At 75.2% G+C, this 13,811-nt stretch carries 10 protein-coding genes; 8 read left to right on the forward strand and 2 right to left on the reverse strand.

Annotation, left to right across the window (positions count from 1 at the left end):
- A partial coding sequence (locus RM780_RS26990; protein WP_311633531.1) for a serine/threonine-protein kinase occupies positions 1–1,156 on the reverse strand: 1,156 nt, incomplete at its 3' end.
- Between the two features lie 91 nt (positions 1,157–1,247).
- On the opposite strand from RM780_RS26990, the gene RM780_RS26995 reads away from it, so the two are divergent.
- The 6 genes from RM780_RS26995 (at position 1,248) to RM780_RS27020 (ending at position 8,624) form a co-directional block, all read left to right on the forward strand.
- A complete protein-coding gene (locus tag RM780_RS26995; protein ID WP_311633532.1) occupies positions 1,248–1,805 on the forward strand; it encodes a DUF1990 family protein in 558 nt (185 codons plus the stop codon).
- Between the two features lie 334 nt (positions 1,806–2,139).
- A complete protein-coding gene (locus tag RM780_RS27000; RefSeq protein ID WP_311633533.1) occupies positions 2,140–2,907 on the forward strand; it encodes an A24 family peptidase in 768 nt (255 codons plus the stop codon).
- 313 nt (positions 2,908–3,220) lie between these two features.
- Positions 3,221–3,988 (forward strand): isoprenyl transferase, encoded by a 768-nt coding sequence (locus RM780_RS27005; protein WP_311633534.1) that lies wholly within the window; start codon positions 3,221–3,223, stop codon positions 3,986–3,988.
- 366 nt (positions 3,989–4,354) lie between these two features.
- Positions 4,355–5,656 carry a PhoH family protein gene (locus tag RM780_RS27010; protein WP_311633540.1) on the forward strand — a complete coding sequence of 434 codons (1,302 nt, stop codon included), beginning with the start codon at positions 4,355–4,357 and terminating at the stop codon, positions 5,654–5,656.
- A gap of 503 nt (positions 5,657–6,159) precedes the next feature.
- Complete coding sequence (locus RM780_RS27015; protein WP_311633535.1) at positions 6,160–6,876, forward strand: aggregation-promoting factor C-terminal-like domain-containing protein; 717 nt, start codon at positions 6,160–6,162, stop codon at positions 6,874–6,876.
- Positions 6,877–7,085: 209 nt separating this feature from the next.
- A complete protein-coding gene (locus tag RM780_RS27020; protein WP_311633536.1) occupies positions 7,086–8,624 on the forward strand; it encodes an AI-2E family transporter in 1,539 nt (512 codons plus the stop codon).
- A 12-nt stretch (positions 8,625–8,636) separates the two neighbouring features.
- Here the strand turns inward: RM780_RS27020 and RM780_RS27025 are convergent, their stop codons facing one another.
- A complete protein-coding gene (locus RM780_RS27025; protein WP_311633537.1) occupies positions 8,637–10,559 on the reverse strand; it encodes an alpha/beta hydrolase in 1,923 nt (640 codons plus the stop codon).
- 946 nt (positions 10,560–11,505) lie between these two features.
- Here RM780_RS27025 and RM780_RS27030 point away from each other — a divergent pair.
- A complete protein-coding gene (locus RM780_RS27030) occupies positions 11,506–12,900 on the forward strand; it encodes a class II fumarate hydratase (protein WP_311633538.1) in 1,395 nt (464 codons plus the stop codon).
- A gap of 132 nt (positions 12,901–13,032) precedes the next feature.
- Positions 13,033–13,773: a cytidylyl-2-hydroxypropylphosphonate hydrolase gene (gene fomD / locus RM780_RS27035; RefSeq protein ID WP_311633539.1), complete on the forward strand. Its 741-nt coding sequence runs from the start codon at positions 13,033–13,035 to the stop codon at positions 13,771–13,773.
- The last annotated feature ends 38 nt before the right edge of the window (positions 13,774–13,811 follow it).

Genomic DNA, 13,811 nt, shown 5'->3' on the forward strand with positions numbered 1-13,811 from the left:
GGGTCCAGGAGCTGGGCGAGGTGGGCGGCGCGGCCGGCGGCGTCGTGGGCGAGGCCGGCGGCCTCGGCCAGCGCGCGCCGCTCCTCGGGCCAGGGGGCCAGGAGGCGGTCGGCCTCGGCGAGGGCGGCCTCGTCCGCGGCCTGTTGCCCGGCGAGGCGGTCCAGCTCGGCGGCCAGGGCGCGGGCCCGCTCCTCGGCGCGGCGGGCGGCGGTGGGGGCGGGGTGGCCGGGAGGGCCGTCGGGGGGCGGGCGTTGATGAGGCGGGTGACCTCGGAGGCCACGGGTGCCGGGAGCCAGCTGTCGCGGCGCTGCAGCATCCGGCCCGGGGACAGCGCGCGGCAGGCGTCGATCACCTGTGCGGGAGTCGGCCGCTGGGCCGGGTCCTTGGCGAGGCAGGCGTGGATGAGGCCGCGCAGGGCCTCGGGGGCCGCGCTGACGTCCGGGGGCTCCTGGACGATCCGGTACATCAGGCCGTGGGCCGTTCCCTCGCCGAACGGATGCGCGGCCGTGGCGGCGTAGTGGGTGACGATGCCCAGCGCGAAGACGTCCGTGGCGGGCGTCGCGGAGGTGCCGGTGATCTGCTCGGGCGCCATGTAGGAGGGGGTGCCCACCCGCACGTCCGTGCCCGTCAGGGCGGTCGCGTCGGCTGCCCGCGCGATGCCGAAGTCGATGACCTTGGGGCCGTCGCCGGCCAGCAGGACGTTGCCCGGCTTCAGGTCGCGGTGGATGACCCCGGCCGCGTGGATCGACTGGAGCGCCTCGGCGACCCCGCCCACCAGGAGGAGAACGCTCTCCAGGGGCAGCGGCCCGTGGGCACGCACGGCGTCGGAGAGGGAGAGGGCGGGAACGTACGCGGTGGCCAGCCAGGGGGCCGCCCCCTCGGTGTTGCTGTCGAGCACAGGCACCGTGTAGACGCCCTGCACCCGGCGGGCGGCCCGCACCTCCTGCTCGAAGCGCCGCCGGAACTCGGGGTCGTCGGCGAACTCGCCGCGCACCACCTTCAGGGCGACGGCCTGCCCTCCCCGCGTATAGGAGAGGTACACCGTGCCCATCCCCCCGGAGCCCAGCCGCGCCTGGAGCCGGTAGCCGGCCACCTCGCGCGGATCGCCGGGGCCCAGTGGGCCGAACGGCGACGGCGGCGCGTCGCTCGGAGCCATGCGTCTTCCCCCCTGCCGGAATCTGTAAGGCGTAGCGAGCATCGTAGGACGGAACCGAACCCGCCGGAGAACGAAGGGGGCCCGCGCGCTCATGGATGACCACGGAACGCTCACGTACCGGGAGGCGGGGGCCACCCGCGACCCGGCGCGACTGCCGCCGCCCGGCTACCGCCTGCTGCGCACCGGTACCGAACTCGGGCGCGGTCGGGCGGTGTTCGAGGCGGCCGGGGACGCGCTGCTGGGCTGGGGCATGCACCGGGCCGCGGGCCTGGGCGTGGCGGCGACGGCGCCGCGGGCCGCGCCGGGGGTGCGGGTGACGGTCACGGCCGGGGCCGGGCCGCTGAGGCTGAACGCTCCCTGCGAGGTGGTGTGGACAGTGGAGGAGCCGGACCGGCGGGGCTTCGCCTACGGCACGCTGCCGGGCCACCCGGTCTCGGGCGAGGAGGCGTTCGAGGTGGTGCGGCGGCCGGACGGCTCGGTGCGGCTGACGGTGACCGCGTTCAGCCGGGGCGCCGCCTGGTACGCGCGGGCGGCGGGCCCGCTGGGGCGGGTGGCGCAGCGGGCGGCGGCCCGCCGCTACGGCCGGGCCCTGCGCCGTCTGGCGAGCGAGGCGCAGGCGCCGGACGGCAAGGGCGGCGCGGGCGGGTGAACGCGGCCGGCGAGGGGCCCGGCGGCGCCCCGCGCGCGGCCGTTCGCGGGGGCGCGCCGGGCCGCGCGCGGGGCGCCCGGAGGCCGGTGAGAGGCGCCGCGCAGGGGGGTCACAGGGCTCGGAACGGTGCGGTATGGTTCTCGCGTGTTGGCCTGCCAACACGCTGTGCTGCCAGCGTCGTCACTCCCACCCCGGCGACGGCTGGCGGGGCGGACCGTGAGCCACCCCCCCCCGCTCCGGTCCGGCCCCACTCAAACGGGCCGGTCTGCCCCTCCCCCCCACTCGGGCAGGCCGGCCCGCGTGATGTCCGGGCCCCGCTCGTTACGCTCGGCCCGTGTCGCACCCTCTCCTGATCGCCGGCTCCGCCTGCTTCGGCGCGCTGGCCGGGCTGCTGCTGCCCCGCGCGGCCTACCGCCTGGCGGTCGAGCCGGGGGAACCCTGGCGTTCCGCCTGCCCCGCCGGGCACCCCCTGAGCGCCTCGGGACGCGCGGGCCGGCGAGCCGCCTGGCTGGGCCCGGCCCGGTGCGCGGGCTGCGCGCGAGGCCCGGACGAGCCCCGGTACGGGGTGCCCGCCGCGCGCCCGGCCGCGCTGGTCGCGGCCGGCTGCGCGCTGCTGGCCGCCGCGGTGGGCCCGCGGCCGGAGCTGGCGGTGTGGCTGGCGGCGGCGCCGGTGCTCGTGCTGCTGGCGACGGTGGACTTCGCGGTGCAACGGCTGCCCGACGCCCTGACGCTTCCCCTCGCCGGGGCGGTGGCCGGGGGCCTGGGCCTGGCGGCGCTGGCGGACGGCGCGGCGGGCAGCTGGCGGCGGGCGCTGCTGGGCGGCCTCGTGCTGGGCGGGGTCTATCTGCTGCTGTTCCTGATCAACCCGTACGGAATGGGGTTCGGGGACGTCAAGCTGGCGCTCTCGGTGGGTGTCGCCCTGGGGTGGTACGGCTGGTGGAGTGTGTTCCTCGGCACATTCGCCGGCTTCCTGCTGGCAGCCGGATACGGTCTCGCCCTGGTGCTGGCGGGGCGCGCGGGCCGCCGGACCACCGTTCCCTTCGGTCCGTTCATGGCGCTGGGGGCCTTCGCGGCGCTCCTCGCGGCGGGACTCGCCGCGTGAATGTCCTCCGCGCTGCACCCGGTAAGGCCAAACATGCGTTACGGTGGAATCCCCCCCTCGGGCCGGTCCGTAACCCCCCCCACGGACCGGCCCGCTTTCTTTCCCGGACACGCCCCACGCCGGGCCCGCCGGCCCCCGCCTCCCGGACACGGGTCCTCCGTCTTGTCCCCTCCCCGGGGGCATCCCGGACGGATGTCCGGATGCGGCGCCCGGGGCGGCTGCCCGGCAGTAGGCTTCCGGGCACGGCAGGAGCGGGCGAGGTCACCGGGCGGAGCTGGGGGTCATGGACGGGCGGGCACACAGGATGCGGACCATGCGGGACAGGCTGCGGCGGCTGGCGGTGCGGCTGTACGCGTGGCGGGTCGAGGGTCGGCTCGACACCGACCAGGGCCCCAAGCACATCGGCGTCATCCTCGACGGGAACCGCCGCTGGGCGAAGGCGGCCGGCAGCACCACCCGCCAGGGCCACGAGGCGGGCGCGGCGAAGATCCGCGAGCTGCTGAGCTGGTGCGAGGAGACGGACGTCGAGGTGGTCACCCTGTGGCTGCTCTCCACGGACAACCTCAACCGCGCGCCCGAGGAGCTGACCCCGCTGCTGTCGATCGTCGAGGGGGCGGTGCGCGGCCTCGCCGAGGACGGCCGCTGGCGGGTCAACCACGTGGGCGCCCTGGACGTGCTGCCCGAGCGCACCCGCCGGGTGCTGCGCGAGGCCGAGGAGCTGGCCGCCGACCGGACGGGGATACTCGTCAACGTCGCGGTGGGCTACGGCGGCCGGCAGGAGATCACCGACGCGGTCCGCTCGCTGCTGGCCAAGCGGGCGGCCGAGGGCCAGACGCTGGAGCAGGTCGCCGAGGGCCTGGGCGTGGAGGACATCTCCGAGCACCTGTACACCAGCGGGCAGCCGGACCCGGACCTGGTGATCCGCACCAGCGGGGAGCAGCGCCTGTCCGGATTCATGCTGTGGCAGAGCGCCCACTCGGAGTACTACTTCTGCGAGGCGTACTGGCCGGCGTTCCGGAAAGTCGACTTCCTGCGGGCACTGCGGGACTACGCCGCCCGCCACCGGCGCTACGGCATCTGAGGGCCGACGGCCCGGGGAACTCCGGGAAAACGGCCGGAATCCGCCGTTCGCGGGAACGGCGGGACGCGGGCGCCACGGCGTGCGGCCGGGCGTTCTTCGCATGAGATGCGCAACGGGCGGGCATATTCACGGCGGACCGCACGACGGTGCGGTCCGCCGGGAGGCCCGTTTGCGCACCACCGCACCCCCTTTTTCAGCCGGGGAACAGGGCCGGTCCCGGCCCCGTGCGCGGCGGCCTGGGACCGGCTGTTGTGACCCCCGGCGCCCGATGGGTTCTGGCCCCGTGCGGCGCCACCTTCCCGCACCTCATCCGAGGGGGTTCGTCCACTCGTGGCCACCAGCACAAAGCGCTCCACCGACCGGCGCATGTACGTCCTGGACACCAGCGTTCTGCTCGCCGACCCGGGAGCCCTCACCCGCTTCGACGAGCACGAGGTCGTCCTCCCGGTCGTCGTCATCTCCGAGCTCGAAGCCAAGCGGCACCACCCCGAGCTGGGCTACTTCGCCCGGCAGGTCCTGCGCCGCCTCGACGAGTACCGGGTGATGCACGGCCGGCTCGACACCCCGCTGCCGATCGGCGACCTGGGCGGAACGCTCCGGGTCGAGCTGAACCACTCCGACCCGGCCGTCCTGCCTCCCGCCATGCTCAACGAGCGCGGCCGGCTCGCGGACAACGACTCGCGCATCCTCGCGGTCGCCCGCAACCTCCAGGCCGAGGGCCACGACGTGACGGTGGTCTCCAAGGACCTGCCGCTGCGGATCAAGGCGTCCTCCGTGGGCCTGGCGGCCGAGGAGTACCGCGCCGAGCTGGCCATCACCGAGGCGGACGGGTGGACGGGCATCCAGGAGATCACCCTGGCGCCCGAGGCCGTGGACGAGCTGTACGCCGCCGAGCGCGTGCGGGACGAGGCGGCGGCCGGGCTGCCGGTGCACACCGGCCTGGTCATCTCCTCCGAGCGCGGCCGGGCCCTGGGCCGGGTCGCCCCGGACGGCTCGGTGCGGCTGGTGCGCGGGGACCGGGAGGCGTTCGGCATCCACGGCCGCAGCGCCGAGCAGCGGATCGCGCTGGACCTGCTGCTGGATCCGGAGGTCGGGATCGTCTCGATGGGGGGCCGGGCCGGCACCGGCAAGTCGGCGCTGGCCCTGTGCGCGGGTCTTGAGGCCGTGCTGGAGCGGCGGCAGCACAGCAAGGTGGTCGTCTTCCGCCCGCTGTACGCGGTCGGCGGCCAGGACCTGGGGTACCTGCCGGGCACCGAGGCCGAGAAGATGAACCCCTGGGCGCAGGCGGTCTTCGACACCCTCTCCGCCGTCACCACCCGGGAGGTCATCGAGGAGGTGGTGGCCCGCGGGATGCTGGAGGTGCTGCCGCTGACTCACATCCGCGGGCGCTCGCTGCACGACACGTTCGTCATCGTGGACGAGGCGCAGTCCCTGGAGCGCAACGTCCTGCTGACGGTGCTCTCCCGCATCGGCCAGGACTCGCGGGTGGTCCTCACCCACGACGTGGCCCAGCGCGACAACCTGCGGGTCGGCCGTTACGACGGGGTCGCCGCGGTCGTCGAACGCCTGAAGGGGCACCCCCTCTTCGCCCACGTCACGCTGACCCGCTCCGAGCGCTCCCCGATCGCCGCGCTGGTGACCGAGATGCTGGAGGAGGGCCCCCTGTAGACGGGGGCACGTGCGGGGCCGCCCGTCTGTCCCCGGCTGACAAAAAGGGGGCGGACGGGCGGAGTTCCTGGCGATCTTGCACCAACTCGGCGAAACGGACGACGTGGTGCTTATCTCCGTCCGCGCCCCGTGCGGGCCGCCGTATCGCCGCTGGCAGCGGCCCCGAAACTACTCCTTCCGGGTCTGACAAGCCCGCGCTGATGTGACCTTTCCCACAGAGACCCGAATTGCCTCGGGGCATCCGTCTCCGGCAGTGTGTGCGTCTGTCAGGCCCCGCATATGGCAACGATGTCCACCCGGACAGCACAGGACGTTCCGCTCAAGACAACTGAACAGCCGCTCGCCGTATGCCGCCCGAGAGTTCCTCGTGGTCCCGCGCCCCCCGCGCGGCGATCCCGAACGGGCCAGCGCCTCCTGTGACCGTTGCAAGGGGAGGCCCGTGTCAGGGGCACGATTGCGCCCGCAGGGTCACTCCGAAGCGGGCGATGTCGGAAGGAAACCGTGTGACCGGGATTTCGGTCCGGGGATTCGCAGTGGCGTCCGCTACCGCGGTCACCACCGTCGGCGCCGCCGTCGGTGTTGCCTCGGGAGACGAACAGGGCCGCGCCACCGATCAGGTGGAAATCGTCGCGGCCGATGCGACGCTGCTTGCCGAGATACCCGTCGGCACGAACACCCAGCTGCACACCGCGTCGCTGACGCAGCAAGCCGAGTCGCAGGCCGAGGCCGCCGACGCGGAGGCCAGGCGTGCCGCCCAGGAGGCCGCCCGCGTGCAGGCGGCCGAGGACGCCCAGGAGCGCCGGGCCGAGCAGGAGCGCGAGGAGCGTGAGCGCGCCGAGCGGGAGGCCGCCGAAGAGGCCGCGCGCGAGGCGCAGTCCGCCGCGGCCCGCGCCGACGCCGCCGCCGACCTGCCGGTGCAGTCCTCCTACAGCGTCTCCGAGGTGCAGGCGCTGGCCCGCCAGATCGTGGCCGCCGACCAGTTCCAGTGCTTCTCCAACATCGTGGACCACGAGAGCGGCTGGGACCACACGGCGACCAACCCCTACTCGGGCGCCTACGGACTGATGCAGGCGCTGCCGGGCTCGAAGATGTCCTCGGCCGGCGCCGACTGGCAGACCAACCCGGTCACCCAGATCCGATGGGGCGTCAACTACATGGAGAGCCGCTACGGCAGCCCCTGCGGCGCCTGGGACTTCTGGCAGGCCAACGGCTGGTACTGACCGGGCCGCGCCACGAGCGCCACGCCCCTGCCCCACGCCCCACGGGACCCCCGCACCGAGCGCCGGTGCGGGGGTCCCGGCGTGCGGGGGCCGTGCCCGCGCCGTTACGGCCGGGAGACCCTTTCGCGGCGGCCCGCGCGGTAACGTGCGTCCCGCACCGCGGTGAGGTACCCCCGCGGTGAGGTAGCTGGGGGCGGAGGGACAACGGAATGTCAGGATGGGGCCGGCTCAGGGCCGGCGTGTCGCGCGTGGCCGGGCTGAAGAGCGCCGCCGAACGCGAGCAGGAGCGCCTGGAGCGGGAGGCCGGCGAGCAGGGCGAGGCCGAGGCCGCCGCCGTGGTCCCGGACATCGGCCCCGAGCCGGGCCCGGACCGGCCGCGCCCCGCGGCCCCCGCCGCCGCGCCGGAGCGCGCGCCCGAGCGCGAGCCTGCGGGCGCCGGGCGCGCCGCGGCCCCGCCCCCGGCCGTCGCCCGCCCCGCTGCCCGTCCCGTCGCCCCGCCCACGCCCGAGCCGGCCCCGCGGCCCGCGCCCGCCGAGGCCATTCCGTGGGGCGTGCGCGTCGCGGCCGAGGCCGGGTGGCGGATGCTGGTCCTGGCGGGCGTCGTCTGGGTGCTCGTCCAAGTCGTCGGCGCGGTCAGCCTGCTGGTGGTCTCCTTCGCCTCCGGGCTGCTGATCACGGCGCTGCTCCAGCCGTTCGTCGCCTGGCTGAAGCGGCTGGGCTTCAGCCGGGGGGCGGCCACCGCGGTGACGGCCTTCGGCGGCTTCGCGGTGATCGGCCTGATGGGCTGGTTCGTCGTCTGGCAGGTGATAGAGAACTCCGAGCAGCTGGCCGACCAGGTGCAGGACGGCGTGGAGCGCCTGCGGGACTGGGTGCTGACGCTGCCGTTCGACATCACCGAGGAGAACATCGACGAGTGGGTCGAGAACATCAACGACTGGATCAGCGAGAACACCGACACCCTCACCTCGGCCGGCCTCGAAGGCGTCAACTACGCGGTCGAGTTCCTGGCGGGCGCCGGTATCACGCTGTTCGTCGTCCTCTTCCTGCTCTACGACGGGCGCGGGGTGTGGCACTGGTTCCTGCGGCTGGTGCCGCGGGCGGCGCGCGAGGGCGTGGCGGGCGCCGGGCCGCGCGCCTGGATCACCCTCACGGGGTACGTGCGCGGCACGGTGATAGTGGCCCTGATCGACGCGATCGGCATCGGCGTCGGGCTCTTCATCCTCGACGTGCCGCTGGCCGTGCCGCTGGCCGTCATCGTCTTCGTCTCCTCTTTCGTGCCGCTGGTCGGCGCGATCGCCTCGGGCGCGCTGGCCGTGCTGGTGGCGCTGGTGACCAACGGCGTGTTCGACGCGGCCCTGGTGCTCGGCGTGGTCCTGCTGGTGCAGCAGATCGAGGGGCACATCCTCCAGCCGTTCATCCTGGGCCGGATGGTGCGGGTGCACCCGTTGGCCGTGGTGCTCGGAGTGGCCGCGGGCTCCACGCTGGCCGGCATCCCGGGCGCGGTGGTGGCCGTGCCGCTGATCGCCGTCACCAGCACCGTGGTCGGCTACCTGCGGGCGTATCAGGAGGAGGCCGACCGGCGGGCGGCCGGGGGCGGCGGCGCGATGATCGCGGAACGCGACCCCGAGGAGGAGGGCGAGACCCCCTCCGGGGAGGAGCCGGCCCCCGTGGCCGCTCCCGTACCGGCGGCGGGCCCGTCCGAGGCGGAGGAGGGCGGGGGCCCGGAGCCCGCGCCGGGCACGGCCTGAGCCCTCGCGGGCTCAGCCGGCCCAGCCGTGGCGCGGCGGGTGCCTGACCTCCAGCAGCCAGCCCAGGCGTTCGGAGTCCTCCGCGGTCCAGCCGCCCTCGGGGGGCGCCACGGCCGCCCAGGCGTCCACCGGGTTGGAGCCGTAGCGGTGCCCGTGCGGGGCCGGCGCCCCGTAGGAGACGGCCATGTCCACCGTGGTCTGCCAGAAGGTGACGAACGGGAACCAGTCGATGGCCGAGGTCACGTCCGGGCCCAGCGGCTGGTTCAGCCACTCGGGGCGGCGGAAGAGCAGGTCCGGGGACCACCACACCACCGGGTCCGAGGCGTTCTGCAGGTAGACGATCCGCGGGTCCTCCCAGGCCGCGCCCTCCGGGAGCCGCAGGTCCCGCTCGGGGTACTGGGCGAAACGCACGTGCCGCCCGCCGTCGTACACCGGCCGCCACACCGGGCTGCCCGCGTCGCGCTCGCGGGTCAGCTCCGCGTGGATCGGGCTGAAGTCCGGCGGCCCGATCATCAGCGCCCCGTCCGTGCGCTCGATCATGTCGTCCAGGCCGTCGAAGGCCGACTCGATCGCCGAGACGGCCAGGCTCTCGCCGAAGACCAGCAGCCGCGGGCGTTCGCCCTCCGGCTCCTGCTGCCAGCGCGCGTACACCGCGTCGAACAGGGCCTCGGTCGCCTCGCCCGCCTCGTTCCTGTCCACCATGAACGAGGCCCAGCTCGGCAGGTAGGAGTACTGCATCGCCACCACGGCCGTGTCGCCGCCGTGCAGGTACTCCAGCGCCTCGACGGTCGTGGGGTTCACCCAGCCGGTGCCGGTGGTGCCGGTGACGGCCAGCACCTCGCGTTCGAAGGCGCCGGTGCGCTCCAGCTCGCGCACGGCCAGCTCGGCGCCGTCCGCGTAGTCCTCGTAGGCGGCGCGGCCCACGTAGGCGCGGATGGGGTCACGGGCGGGCTCGCCCGTGAAGCCGGAGATCTCCTCGCCGGAGATCGCGGTGCCGGTGAACGTCCGGCCCTTGTTGCCCAGGTCCTCCCAGGCGATGAGGGAGTCCGGGCTGCCGGAGAGCGCGGGGGAGTACGGCCGCAGCACGCCCGGGTCGGTGGAGCGGTCCTTGGCGGCGGCCAGCCGGTCGGCCACCTCCAGCACGCCGCGGTCCCAGACGACGTCGCGGGTGCCGACCACCACGAGGGTGGTGGACAGTGCCATGCCGAGGGCGACGGCGACGGGCCAGGGCACGAAACGGTTCAGCAGCCGGGTCAGCAGCCGGGTGCCCAGCCGGATCGCGCGGGCGGTCACCAGCAGCAGCGCGAGGACGGCCAGCGAGATGGCCGTGATCATCAGCGAGTGCCAGGTGAGGGTGGGCGGCAGCTCCTGGAGCCGCCGCAGCTCCCGCTGCATGTCCGCGCTCTGGCCCAGCATGATGCCCACGGCCCAGGGCAGGGCGAGCAGGTAGACCAGCCAGCAGCGGGCCCGCGCCCTCTGGCTGGGCTGCCAGGGGGAGACCAGCCGGAACAGGCGGCTGAGCAGGGCGCCCAGGCCGTAGCCGATGGCGGCGGTGATGCCGCCGATGACGCCCTGGTAGTACCAGGGGCGGGGGACGAGGGAGGGGGTCAGCGACAGCCAGAAGAAGAAGGTGGCCACGAGGCAGGCCGTCAGATCCGGCCACCGCCGCACGACCCAGTCCGCACCGGCCCGCTCCCAGTAGGGCTGCCGCGCGAACCGCAGGGCGACCGCTCCGACGGCCCGCACCGCGCGCCGGGCGCCGCTGTCCGCTTCCGCGTCATCCGCTTCCGCGCCGGGCGCGTCCGCGCCGGGCGCGTCCGCGGCGGTGCTGTGCCCGGCGCCTGCCGCCTCTGCCGCTGGGACACCGGGCCCCGCCGCGCCGTCCGCCGCGGGCGCTTCCGCGCGGGGCGCTGTTTCCGCGCCGGGCACGGTCATTCCGGCCGCGCCCTCCGCGGCCCCGGCCCGGTCGTTCTCCGTCCGCTTGCCGGGGCGGGCCGGGCCTGCTCCGGCGGGCCGTGCGCCGTGCGCCGCATGTGCTTCCGCGCGAGGCGCCCCGGCCGTCTCGACCGCGCCTGTTCCGGCGGCCCGTGCGGTGCCGTCCGCGGCTTCCGCCGCGCCCGCTGTCGCGCCGCGCTCTGTCCGCGCGCCGTGGTGGGCCGAGGCCGTCCCGGCGACGGCGGCTGCCGTCCCCGTCCGGCCCGTCGCGGCCGTTCGCCCTCCGGCCGCGCCGACGACGGCGGTCCCGCGCGCCTCGCCCGCCGCGGGCGTCTCGGATTCACCGGCCTCGGCCGACCCGGTGGCGACCGGGGTCGCGCCGGGCTGCGCAGCCGGTTCCGCACTGGCGGTCCGAGCCGCGCGCCGGGCGTCCCCGTCGGCGTTTCCGCGAGGCGCCTCGGCCGGTTCCGGTCCGGCCGCCCCGGCGGCAGCCGTTTCCGCGTCTGCGGACGGTCCGGTCCCCTCGGCCGAGGCGGTGACCGTTCCCCCGGCGCCCGCGCGAGCCTTGGCCCCCGTGGTCGTTCCCGCCCCGCCGGCGGAGCCCGTGCCCCCGGGGGCGGTCGGGGGCGCCGGCTCCTGCGCGGACGTCGCGGCGCGGGGGCGCGGGCCGGCCGTTTCCGCGTCCTCGTCCCCGGCGGCAGCGGGCGCGCCGGCCCGGCCAGGGCAGGGCTCCGTGCCGGCCGATCCCGGCCGGGCCCGGCCCGGCAAGGGCCTTCGCGTCTGGTCCGTCACATTCACTCCGACCGTCGGCCCGGCGGCTGCCCGCAGGGCCTGCTTCCTCACGCTAGGGGATCAGACGCGACCGGGGCGGGCAGCGTTGCCCGGCCGTGCCCTTCCGTGCTCTCCGGTCCGGGGCGCCGAAAAGGCGCCCGGTAGATTCCTCCCCATGAGTGGTACGAACGAATACCGCGTCGAGCACGACTCGATGGGCGAGGTGCGGGTGCCGGCCGACGCCAGGTGGCGGGCCCAGACCCAGCGCGCCGTGGAGAACTTCCCGATCTCCGGCCAGCGCCTGGAGCGCGCCCACATCGCCGCCCTCGCCAGGATCAAGGCGGCGGCGGCCACCGTGAACGCCGAGCTGGGCGTCGTGGAGAAGGACATGGCCGAGGCCATCGCCGCCGCCGCGGAGGAGGTCGCGGAGGGCCGCTGGGACGAGCACTTCCCCGTGGACGTCTTCCAGACCGGCTCCGGCACCTCCTCCAACATGAACACCAACGAGGTGCTCGCCACCCTCGCCACGGAGCGGCTCGGGCGCCCGGTCCACCCCAACGACCACGTCAACGCCAGCCAGTCCTCCAACGACGTCTTCCCCTCCTCCATCCACATCGCCGCCACCGCCGCCGTCACCGGCGAGCTGATCCCGGCCCTGACCCACCTGGCCGCCGCGCTGGAGCGCAAGGGCGCCGAGTTCGCCGAGGTCGTCAAGTCCGGCCGCACCCACCTGATGGACGCCACCCCGGTCACCCTCGGCCAGGAGTTCAACGGCTACGCCGCCCAGGTGAGGTACGGCGTCGAGCGCCTCAACGCCGCCCTGCCGCGCCTGGCCGAGCTGCCCCTGGGCGGCACCGCCGTGGGCACCGGCATCAACACCCCGCCCGGCTTCTCCGCCGCCGTCATCGCCGAGGTGGCCCGCGCCACCGGCCTGCCGCTGACCGAGGCCCGCGATCACTTCGAGGCCCAGGGCGCCCGCGACGGCCTGGTCGAGACCTCCGGCCAGCTGCGGACCATCGCCGTCTCGCTCACCAAGATCTGCAACGACCTGCGCTGGATGTCCTCCGGCCCGCGCACCGGCCTGGCCGAGATCGCCCTGCCCGACCTCCAGCCCGGCTCCTCGATCATGCCGGGCAAGGTCAACCCGGTGATCCCCGAGGCCGTGCTGATGGTCGCCGCCCAGGTCATCGGCAACGACGCCACCGTCACCACCGCCGGCGCCTCCGGCAACTTCGAGCTGAACGTCATGCTGCCGGTGATCGCCAAGAACCTGCTGGAGTCCATCAGGCTGCTGGCCAACGCCTCCCGGCTGCTCGCCGACCGCACGGTCGACGGCGTCACGGCCAACGTCGAGCGCGCCCGCGAGTACGCCGAGTCCTCCCCGTCCGTGGTCACGCCCCTCAACCGCTACATCGGCTACGAGGAGGCGGCCAAGGTCGCCAAGCGTGCCCTGGCCGAGCGCAGGACGATCCGCGAGACCGTGCTGGAGGGCGGCTACGTCGAGCGCGGGGACCTGACGCTCGAACAGCTCGACGCCGCCCTGGACGTCCTGCGGATGACGCGTCCTTGACCGTCTGACACCGCGTCGGTTGATAGGATGGGAGTCTGCCTTCGGGTGGCGGGCAGGGTTTGTCCGCGGCTCAGCCGTGAGGCCGAGCGGGAAGCCCCCCGGCTCCGGCCGTGGGGGAGGAGTCACGTGTAGATGACAACGGGAATCGACAGCCCCGGCGACGCGCATCTACGGCGCCCAGGCGATCACATCCTGTGGCGGTATCGGGCCAACGGCCCGGAGGGGGCCGGCGGACGTATTCACATCTGCCGGCCCGTCACCGTCGTGCAGGACACGGAGGACCTGCTGGCCGTCTGGCTCGCGCCCGGCACCGAGTGCATCAAGCCCGAGCTGGCCGACGGCACCCCGGTGCACGACGAGCCCCTGGCCACGCGCTACACCAAGCCCCGCGCGACCGTGCGCTCCCGCTGGTTCGGCGCCGGGGTGCTGAAGCTGGCCCGCCCGGGGGAGCCGTGGTCCGTGTGGCTTTTCTGGGACCGGGGCTGGCGCTTCAAGAACTGGTACGTCAACCTTGAAGAGCCCCGGACCCGCTGGCCCGGCGGGGTCGACTCCGAGGATCACTTTCTCGACATCGCGGTCTATCCCGACCGCAGCTGGGAGTGGCGGGACGAGGACGAATTCGCCCAGGCGCAGCAGGCCGGGCTGCTGGACGCCGGGCAGGCGGAGCGCGTGCGCGCGGCCGGCCGGGAGGCGGCCGGGCTCATCCGCGCGTGGGGGAGGCCGTTCTCCGAGGACTGGGCCGCGTGGCGGCCCGACCCGCGCTGGCGCACGCCGCCCCTGCCGTCCGACTGGGACCGGCCCGCCGAACGCCCCGCCGACCGCCCCGCGTCCGAGCGGGCCCGCCGTCTGCCCCCGCACCCGCGGGCCTCCTGAGGGCGCGGACCGGCGCCCGCGTGGCCGTTGCGCCCCCC

Source organism: Streptomyces boetiae, assembly GCF_031845405.1.
Lineage (GTDB): Bacteria > Actinomycetota > Actinomycetes > Streptomycetales > Streptomycetaceae > Streptomyces > Streptomyces boetiae.